Source organism: Cedecea sp. B1(4) (assembly GCF_059414925.1).
Window position 1 is genome coordinate 1 of record NZ_JCAHMZ010000283.1, and the last position, 368, is coordinate 368.

Genomic DNA, 368 nt, shown 5'->3' on the forward strand with positions numbered 1-368 from the left:
GTTTTACGCTTTCTGGCGGGCAGAGCGTCACGCCGTCGAGGAGCCGCTTCAAGGTCGATAGTTCGTTGGCGCCGTTGTAGAAGTCTGCCATCGCCGCGGACGTGGTGCTGCGGAATGTCTCATAGCGCAAGTCGCCGAGGATGGTGCGTTGGTCCTGCGTGCTGATGGGATGGTAGCGCAGGTGGAAATCGGGAATCGCGGCATGAAACTCCGCCAGGCCGCCGTTGGCTTTCAAGGCGGTCAGGCCGGCGGTCACGCCCGTGCCAAACTGGCTGTGGTAAAGCGAATAGGGGGTCGGTCCGTTTTCGGTCTGCGGTGGGACGCGGTTGTGCAGGTAAGTCATGCCGCCCTGATCATCCGGCGTGCGC

General features: G+C 62.8%; 1 protein-coding gene. It reads right to left on the reverse strand.

Translation table 11 applies throughout. The features are described from left to right. Positions 1 to 368 (reverse strand): hypothetical protein (locus tag ACR6JA_RS22955; protein WP_494599802.1); only part of this gene is annotated, 368 nt, incomplete at both ends.